An 8,554-nucleotide genomic window follows, 5' to 3' on the forward strand; every position below is an offset into this window, starting at 1 on the left:
GGCCCGCCGCGGTTCAGCCGATCTGTACCGAGCGCTTGGCCAGGCCCATCCAGAAGCCGTCGATCACGCTGCGCTGGGTGCCGAGCTCCGCCTCGCCCGCGCCCAGGGTCACGAACAGCGGGGCGAAGTGCTCGGTGCGCGGGTGGGCGAAGCGGCCGGCCGGCGCCTTGTGCTCGAAGTCGAGCAGCGCGTCGACGTCCTTCGCCTCCAGGGCGCGGCGGCCCCAGTCGTCGAACTCGGCCATCACCGAGGAGACCCGGCCGTCGGTGCTGAGCGCCCGCAGGTTGTGGGTGAAGAAGCCGCTGCCGACGATCAGCACGCCCTCGTCCCGCAGCGGGGCGAGCCTGCGGCCGATCTCCATCAGCCGCTGCGGGTCCAGGGTGGGCAGCGACACCTGCAGCACCGGGACGTCCGCGTCCGGGTACATCTCGACCAGGGGCACGTACGCGCCGTGGTCCAGGCCGCGGTCCGGGATGTCCTGCACCGGCATGCCGGCGGTGCGCAGCAGCTTGCGCACGCTGTCGGCGAGGGCGGGTGCCCCGGGAGCGGCGTACCGCACCCGGTAGTAGTGCTCGGGGAAGCCCCAGAAGTCGTAGACCAGCGGGACGGCGGTGGTGGCGCCCAGTGCGAGCGGGGCCTCCTCCCAGTGCGCGGAGACCATGAGGATCGCGGTGGGCCGGGGCAGGTCGGCGGACCACGCGGCGAGCTGACCGGGCCAGACCGGGTCGTCGGCGAGCGGCGGTGCGCCGTGCGAGAGGTAGAGGGTGGGCATGCGCTCGGGGGCTGCGGTGCTCATGGTGGTCGTCCTCCGTGGCCTGTCACCAGTGGTTCAAATTTTAATCACCTGGTGTCGACCGTACACCCTCATTCAAATTTGAACAACCACGGTACGATTGACCCATGGACGAACCCCGTTGGCTGAACGAGAACGAGATGGCCGCCTGGCGGGGCTTCGTCGCCGCCAGCAACCTCGTCGCCCGCCACCTCGAGCGCCAGCTCAAGGAGGACGCCGGCCTCTCCCACACCCAGTACGAGATCCTCGTCCAGCTCTCCGCCGCCCCCGACGGCTCGCTGCGGATGACCGACCTCGCCGACCGCCTCCTCACCTCCAAGAGCGGCCTCACCTACCAGGTCGGCCAGCTCGAACGCGGCGGCCTGGTCTCCCGGCGCTCCTGCCCCAGCGACGTCCGCGGCGTCTTCGCCGAGATCACCGACCAGGGCTGGGAGGCGCTGCGCGCCGCCGCCCCCGGCCACGTCGCCGCCGTGCGCGAGGCGCTCATCGACGTCCTCACCCCCGCCCAGCTCGCCGCCCTCGCCGACAGCCTCGGCACCGTCGCCGCCCGGCTGCGCCCCCGCACCGACTGACCGCCACCGCACCGGCTGACCGCCCGGGCCCCGGATCGGCGGCCCCTCGCGCCGGCGGCGGCCCGCGAGCGCGGGGCCCGGCCCGGGGCGGGACCCGGATCGGGACCTGGATCGCGGGAGGGGGAGGGAGCGCAGAGCACGGCGGCGCGGAGGTCGAGCCGGTCCTGCAGGTCGGTGAGGCTGCGGGCGGTGAGCTCCTCGACCCGGCGAGCCCATCCCCCGGGGCCCTGCATCCGACAAGGGGGGACGGGCAAGCAACCAGGGGCGCGTGGGGGCACCCCATGGCGGGCGGCGCGGGCCGGGTCAGGCCGCGTCGAGCGAGACCTCGGTCGACTTGATCAGTGCGATCACGGGCGTACCGGCGGTCAGCCGCAGTTCGTCGGCGGCGTCCGCGGTGATGGCGGCGGTCAGCTCCACGCCGCCCTCGACCGCGATCCGCACGCCCGCCATGGCCGGTCCCGCCGTGACCTCGGATACCGTGCCGGGCAGCCGGTTGCGGATGCTCAGGCCGCTGATCGGGCCGGTGGCCAGCGCCACCTCGGTGGCCTTCACCAGGGCGTGGACCGGGCTGCCGGTCTCCAGACCGAGATCGCGGACGGCCTCGGCGGTGACGGCCGCGGTGAGCTCGCGGCCCCCGGAGATGTCGATCCGGACGGTGGCCATCACCGCGCCGGTGGTGATGCCGGCGACGGTGCCGGGGATGCGGTTGCGGATGCTCAGACTCATGGATGGGCTTCCTGGCCGGGGGCGTCGTTGACGGGGAGGGGCGGCAGGGGACGGGAGGGGTTTCAGCCGAGGGCTGCGGCACGGACGCAGAGGACGTCCGGCAGGTGCGAGGCGAGCAGCGACCAGCGGTCGCCCTCGTCCGCGCTGCCGTAGACCTCGCCGTTGCGGTTGCCGAAGTACACCCCGGCGGGGTCGGCGTCGTCGGTGCACAGGGCGTCGCGCAGCACCACGCCGTAGTGGGGTTCGTCCGGGAGCCCGGCCGAGAGTGGCTGCCAGGTCCCGCCGGCGTCGCGGGTGCGGAAGACCCGGCACCGGTTGTCGACGGGCAGCCGGGAGTAGTCCGCGTTGAGCGGGAAGAGGTAGGCGGTGCCGGCGGTGCGCGGGTGGGTGGCCAGGCCGAAGCCGAAGACCGCGGGCAGGTCGCCGCCGATGTCCGTCCAGTTGCCGCCGTTGTCCTCGCTGCGGTAGACGCCGCCGTGGTTCTGCAGGTAGAGCCGGTCCGGCTCGCCGGCGTCCCGGGCGACCTTGTGCACGCACTGCCCGAACTCCGGGTAGTGGTCGGGCAGGAACTCGGCGCGGATGCCGGTGTTGGACGGGGACCAGCTCGCCCCGCCGTCCTTCGTCCGGTAGACGCCGCCGGTGGAGACGGCGACGGTCACGGCCTGGGCGTCCCGCGGGTCGGTGAGGACGGTGTGCATGCCCTGGCCGCCGAACCCGGCGTTCCACTCGGTGCGCTGCGGGTGGTCCCACAGGGCGCGGACGAGCTCGAAGGTCTCGCCGCGGTCGGTGGAGCGGAACAGCGCGGCGGGCTGCGTCCCCGCGTACACCACGTCGGGCGCCTCCTCGCCGGCCGGCTGCAGCTGCCAGACCCGCTCCAGCGAGGTGCCGGTGTCCTCGGGGAAGCGCACCGCGGGCCTGGTCGGCTCCTGCCAGGTCGCGCCGAGGTCGTCGGACCACCAGACGGACGGGCCCCAGTGGCTGGAGTCCGCACCCGCCAGCAGCCGCACCCGGCCGCCGCGCCGGTCGACGGCGACCGAGTAGACGGCGTTCATCGCGAAGTGGGGCCCGGTGAACTCCCACTTCTCGCGGTCGGAACTGCGGCCCAGGAACAGGCCCTTCTGCGTTCCGACGGCCAACAGCACCTCGGTCATGTGCACCACCCGGTGTACGGTCGCGGCCCCCGCGCCAGTCTCCTCCGCGCCCGGCACCCGTGCACGTCACCGCGCCGGTGCCGCGGTCCGGGGCCGCACCCGGCGCCCGGACGGCCGCCCCGGTCACCTCCCGTCGCGCCAGGCCTCCAGTAGTCGCAGCCAGACCTCGCTGACCGTCGGATACGCCGGCACCGCGTGCCAGAGCCGGGCGATCGGCACCTCGCCGACCACCGCGACCGTCGCCGCGTGCAGCAGTTCGGCGACACCCGGCCCGACGAAGGTCGCGCCGACCAGCACCTCCCGGTCGAGGTCGACCACGATGCGGGCCCGGCCGGTGTACCCGTCGGCGTACAGCCTGGCCCCGGCCACCGCGCCGAGGTCGTGGTCGACGGCCCGGACCCGCAGCCCGGCCTGCTCGGCCGCGGCCAGGGTCAGCCCGACGGACGCGGCCTCCGGTTCGGTGAAGACCACCTGGGGCGCCCCGGCGGTGTCCGCGGTGGCGCTGTGCGCACCCCAGCGGCCGCCGTCGATCCGTTCCCCGCGGGCCCGGGCCGCGATCGCCGCCCCGGCGATCCGCGCCTGGTACTTGCCCTGGTGGGTCAGCAGCGCCCGGTGGTTGAGGTCGCCCGCCGCGTAGAGCCAGCCGCCGGCCACCCCGGTCACCGCGCAGCTGTCGTCGACCTCGGGCCAGGAGCCGGGCGTCAGCCCGACGCTCTCCAGGCCCAGTTCGGCGGTGTTGGGCCGGCGGCCGGTGGCGAACAGCACCTCGTCCGCCACCACGGTGGAGCCGTCCGCGAGCTCGATCCGCACCTCGTCGTCCCGGTGCACCCCGGTGACCTTCGCCTGCCGGACCTCGACGCCCGCTGCGGACAGCCCGTCCGCGACCAGCTCCCCGGCGAACGGCTCCATCCGGCCGAGCAGCGGCCCGCGGGCCAGCAGCACGACCTCGCTGCCCAGCGACCGCCAGGCGGCGGCCATCTCGACCGCGACCACGCCGCCGCCGACCACCGCGAGCCGCGCCGGCACCTCCTGGGCCGAGGTGGCCTCCCGGCTGGTCCACGGCCGCACCTCGGCCAGCCCCGGCAGGTCCGGCAGTGCGGGCAGGCTGCCGGTGGACAGCACCACCGCGTGGCGTGCCGTCAGCACCCGCCCGCCGTCGACCTGCACGGTCCGCTCGCCGACCAGCCGGCCGTGGCCGCGGACCAGTTCGATGCCGACCCCCTCCAGCCACGCCACCTGGCCGTCGTCCTTCCAGTGCTCGGTGAAGGCGTCCCGGCGGGCCAGCACCGCGGCGGCGTCCAGCCCCCCGCCGACGGACACCCCGGCCACCGCCCGGGCGTGCGCGGCCGCCGCCCCCGGGCGCAGCAGCGCCTTGCTGGGCATGCACGCGTAGTACGAGCACTCGCCGCCGACCAGACCGCCCTCCACCACGGCCGTCCGCAGCCCGGCCGCAGCCGTCCGGTCGGCCACGTTCTCCCCGGTGGAGCCCCCGCCGACCACCACCACGTCGTACTCGTCCGCCGTCGTCACCTGCACCCCTCGCTCTCACCCGCCACCGTCGGCACCGCCCGACCCATCCTGCCCCCTCCCCGCCCGACCGTCCGGTACCAACGCGAGCCGGGTGCCCCGGGGGCACGGCGACCCGGACCGCCCGGTGCTCGAGGTCGACCACCGGGCGGCCCGGGTCGGGCGAGACTCGTCGGGCAGCGGCTCAGAGCACCGCCGGTCCCAGCTCCCCCCGCTCCGGCGGCCCGTCCGCCGCAGGCTCCCGCATCAGTCGCTGCGGCCGCCGCACCACCAGGTACCCGAGCCCGGCGAGGGTCACCACGCCCGTCCCGAGGACGGCCGCCCACACCTGGTACCAGGGGGCGCCGGGCGGTGCGAGCAGCGTCCGCGGCCAGCAGATGTTGACCACCTCCAGGCCCGTCCACAGCACCGCGAGCACGTTGAGCGGGGTGCCCCAGCGCCCGTACGAGACCTCGCCGGCCGGCCGCCAGGTGCCCCGCAGCCGGGCGACCAGCGCCACCACCGTGAGCAGGAAGAACGGCAGGAAGGTCGCGGCGGTGCCGAAGGCGATCAGCGAGCCGATCGCCGTCGACTCCAGGCCGAGCGGCAGCGCCGCGGCGCTGACCAGGGTGGCCGCGACCAGGCCGCCGATCGGCGCCTGGTGCCGGTTGACCTTCCGGACCCGGGCCGAGAACGGGAAGACGCCGTCGCGGGCCAGCGAGTACAGCCCGCGGGCGGCGCCGCCCTGCGAGGCCATCAGACAGGCGGTGAAGCTGACCAGCACCACCACCACGAAGGGCTTGGCCGACCAGTCGCCGAAGCCGGCGGTGACCGCGGTGGTGACCGGGTCGAGGTCGGTGCCGGCGACGACGGCGGCCGGGTCGGGATGGGCCAGCGGCACGGCGACGGCGTTGAGGATCACCACCAGGCCCACCCCCAGCAGCGACCAGCGCATCGCCCGCGGCACCTGCCGGGCGGCGTCCCTGGTCTCCTCCGCGGTGGAGACGCAGGCGTCGAAACCGATGAACGCCCAGCCGCCGACGGCGACCACCGCGAGGAAGGACATCAGCGTGCCGGTGCCGGTGGCCGCCGGCGCGCCCAGGGTGTCGGTGAGCAGGCCGAGCCCGTGCTTGCGGAAGAACAGCAGCAGGGCGAGGCCGACCAGGACCGAGGCGATCGCCTCCGCGGCGATGCCCAGTGAGACGAACCGCCGCAGCAGGCCGATCCCGTACGCGTTGACCAGGGTGCAGCAGAGCATGAAGCCGAGCGCGGTCAGCACGAGTTGCGCGGGCGTGGGGGTGGCGCCGAACAGCGCGAAGAACCAGGGCGCGGCGAGGTAGGCGACGGTGGTGTTGGCGAACATCACCGCGAACTGCCAGAGCCAGCCGGTCAGCCAGGCGAAGGTGGGCCCGGCCAGCCGGCGGCTCCACTGGTAGGCGCCGCCGGCCAGCGGCCACTGCGAGGCGAGCTCCGAGTACACGCAGACCACCAGCAGCTGGCCGAGCAGGCAGACCGGCAGGGCCCACACCCAGGCGCCGCCGGCCACGCCCATGCCGACCTGCGCCACGGCGTAGAGGCCGACGACCGGCGAGACCACGGCGAAGCCCATGGAGATGTTGCCGAGTACGCCGAGGCTGCGCCGCAGTTCCTGCCGGTAGCCGAGGGCGGCCAGCCGGTCCGCGTCCGCGGGGCCGGCCGGCCGGTCCGTTCCGGAGGGGCTGTGCGCCTGTGGGGGAGTGGTCGTCATGCGGTCCGCCTTGCCGTCGCGATCCGAAAACTAACTTAGTTAGTTATGGACCGTAGCCCCGACCGGGCGGTAACGGAAGGGGCCGACACCAGGCTGTAACGTGGCCGGTCGACCGGTACGCACGAACAGGGGACGGGACACGTGGGGCGACCGAGCAGGCCGATGCTCAGCAGGCAGGCCATCGCCGAGGCCGCCCTGGACGTGGTCGACACCGCCGGCCCCGACGGCCTCACCATGCGCGCCCTCGCCGACCGCCTCGGCGTGAAGGCCGCCTCGCTGTACAACCACGTCTCCGGCAAGGACGACCTGCTGGACGACCTCGCGGCCCTCGTCAACGCCGAGATCGACCTCGCCCCGCTCGACGACCCCGACTGGCGCCGCGGCCTCGCCCGCTACGCCCACGGCTACCGGGCCGTCTTCCTGCGCCACCCCAACACCATCGCGCTGCTCGCCCGCCGCCGGGTCGAGGCCGACCGGCAGCTGCTCACCTACGACGCCCTGCTCGCCGCCCTCGGCCGGGCCGGCCTCGACCCGGCGGACGCCGCCGAGGCCGCCGCCGCCCTCGACTACCTGGTGCTCGGCTCCGCCCTGGAGACCTTCACCGCCGGCTTCACCCGCGGCGCCGCCGAGTACCGCCCCCGCCACCCGGCCCTCGCCGGAGCCCTGGAGGCCTCCGCCGCCCGCGGCCCCGGCCTCGACGACCGCGGCTTCGACCTCGCCCTGCGCCTGCTCCTGGACGGCCTCGCCGCCCGCACCGCGCCCTGAACACGGCCCCTCGACGGACCTCGAAAAACGGCTGCGCCCCCGGGACCACGAGGTCCGGGGGCGCAGCCGCTGTTCGTGGGGAAGGGCGCTCAGCCCTGCGCGGCGGCCTCCGCCTCCGCACGGGCCTTCGCGACCTTGGCGTGCACCTCGGTCATGTCCAGCTGCCGGGCCTGGCCGATCAGGTCCTCCAACGCGGGCTCGGGCAGCGCGCCCGGCTGCGCGAACACCAGCACACCCTCGCGGATGATCGCCAGCGTGGGGATCGACTGCACGTCGAACGCCGCCGCGAGCTCCTGCTGCGCCTCGGTGTCGACCTTGGCGAAGACGAGGTCCGGGTGCCGCTCGGAGGCCTTCTCGAAGACCGGCCCGAACATCCGGCACGGACCGCACCAGGCCGCCCAGAAGTCGATCAGCACGAAGTCCTTGCCGTCCGCGCCGGGAACGATCTCGTCGAAGTTCGCCGTGGTCAGTTCGACCGTGCTCATGGTGTCCTACCTGCCCTTCGGGAGTGGTCCGGTGGCGTCAACCCCGCCCGGCTCCGAGGTATTCCAAAAAAAGTTTCGCGAGGCGTTGAGTCGATCCGGCGCCGCGCCCGTACTCCTCGGTGTGGGCGCGGGGAGAGCGCCCGACGAAACCTGACTCACACCGTGGGGGAAAACAGCCATGTCCGACTTCCGCCGTACCGCCCTGCTCGCCGCCTCGGCCGCCGCCGCGATCGCCCTGGTCACCGCCTGCGACCCCGGCGGCACCTCCGACAACGCCGGCGGCACCACCGCCCCCGCCGCGAGCGCCCCCGCCAACCCGTCGGAGCCCTCCTCGGCCGCGCCGACGGCGCCCGCCGGAGACGGTACGGCCCTGCGGACGGCCAGCTCGGCGACGCTCGGCACGATCGTCACCGACGGCAGCGGCTACACGCTGTACCGCTTCGACAAGGACACCGCCAAGCCGCCGGTGTCCAACTGCAACGGCCAGTGCGCCACCCTCTGGCCGCCCGTGAAGGCGAGCGACAACCCGCAGCTCAAGGGCGTCGACGCCAAGCTCGTCTCCAGCGTCACCCGCGCCGACGGCAGCAAGCAGCTCACCCTGAACGGCTGGCCGCTCTACCGCTACGCCTCCGACACCAAGCCCGGCGACACCAAGGGCCAGGGCGTCGGCGGCACCTGGTGGGCCGTCACCCCGAGCGGTGGCAAGGCCGCCGCCGCGGCCTCGCCCGCCACCGGCGGCTACGGCTACTGATCCGAAGGAGCCGCCGAGGGGCCGCCGACACCGGCTCCCGTCGGCGGCCCCGCCCGAC

At 74.8% G+C, this 8,554-nt stretch carries 9 protein-coding genes; 3 read left to right on the plus strand and 6 right to left on the minus strand.

What is annotated here, in order from left to right; all coding sequences use genetic code 11:
• Positions 1-13 precede the first annotated feature (13 nt).
• Entirely contained in the window at positions 14-796 is a 783-nt protein-coding gene (locus tag KSNIM_RS29125; RefSeq protein WP_263106103.1) for a dioxygenase, read from the minus strand.
• 104 nt (positions 797-900) lie between these two features.
• Here KSNIM_RS29125 and KSNIM_RS29130 point away from each other — a divergent pair, with 104 nt between their 5' ends.
• Complete coding sequence (locus KSNIM_RS29130; protein ID WP_263106104.1) at positions 901-1,365, plus strand: MarR family winged helix-turn-helix transcriptional regulator; 465 nt, start codon at positions 901-903, stop codon at positions 1,363-1,365.
• A gap of 303 nt (positions 1,366-1,668) precedes the next feature.
• On the opposite strand, the gene KSNIM_RS29135 is transcribed toward KSNIM_RS29130, so the two are convergent.
• The 4 genes from KSNIM_RS29135 to KSNIM_RS29150 all read right to left on the minus strand — a co-directional run bounded on the left by KSNIM_RS29135 (position 1,669) and on the right by KSNIM_RS29150 (position 6,495).
• Positions 1,669-2,091 (minus strand): molybdopterin-binding protein, encoded by a 423-nt coding sequence (locus tag KSNIM_RS29135; RefSeq protein ID WP_263106105.1) that lies wholly within the window; start codon positions 2,089-2,091, stop codon positions 1,669-1,671.
• A gap of 62 nt (positions 2,092-2,153) precedes the next feature.
• Positions 2,154-3,242 carry a WD40/YVTN/BNR-like repeat-containing protein gene (locus tag KSNIM_RS29140; protein ID WP_263106106.1) on the minus strand — a complete coding sequence of 363 codons (1,089 nt, stop codon included), beginning with the start codon at positions 3,240-3,242 and terminating at the stop codon, positions 2,154-2,156.
• Positions 3,243-3,365: 123 nt separating this feature from the next.
• Positions 3,366-4,772, minus strand: a complete 1,407-nt coding sequence (locus tag KSNIM_RS29145) for a dihydrolipoyl dehydrogenase family protein (RefSeq protein WP_411543790.1) — start codon at positions 4,770-4,772, stop codon at positions 3,366-3,368.
• Positions 4,773-4,953: 181 nt separating this feature from the next.
• Positions 4,954-6,495 (minus strand): APC family permease, encoded by a 1,542-nt coding sequence (locus tag KSNIM_RS29150; RefSeq protein WP_263106108.1) that lies wholly within the window; start codon positions 6,493-6,495, stop codon positions 4,954-4,956.
• Between the two features lie 162 nt (positions 6,496-6,657).
• Here KSNIM_RS29150 and KSNIM_RS29155 point away from each other — a divergent pair, with 162 nt between their 5' ends.
• Positions 6,658-7,260, plus strand: a complete 603-nt coding sequence (locus KSNIM_RS29155) for a TetR/AcrR family transcriptional regulator (RefSeq protein WP_263106109.1) — start codon at positions 6,658-6,660, stop codon at positions 7,258-7,260.
• A gap of 89 nt (positions 7,261-7,349) precedes the next feature.
• On the opposite strand, the gene trxA is transcribed toward KSNIM_RS29155, so the two are convergent.
• Positions 7,350-7,745: a thioredoxin gene (trxA, locus tag KSNIM_RS29160; RefSeq protein ID WP_263106110.1), complete on the minus strand. Its 396-nt coding sequence runs from the start codon at positions 7,743-7,745 to the stop codon at positions 7,350-7,352.
• A 178-nt stretch (positions 7,746-7,923) separates the two neighbouring features.
• On the opposite strand from trxA, the gene KSNIM_RS29165 reads away from it, so the two are divergent.
• On the plus strand, positions 7,924-8,496 hold the full coding sequence (locus KSNIM_RS29165) for a hypothetical protein (protein WP_263106111.1): 573 nt from the start codon (positions 7,924-7,926) through the stop codon (positions 8,494-8,496).
• Positions 8,497-8,554: the final 58 nt, after the last annotated feature.

Source organism: Kitasatospora sp. DSM 101779, assembly GCF_025655475.1.
GTDB lineage: Bacteria > Actinomycetota > Actinomycetes > Streptomycetales > Streptomycetaceae > Kitasatospora.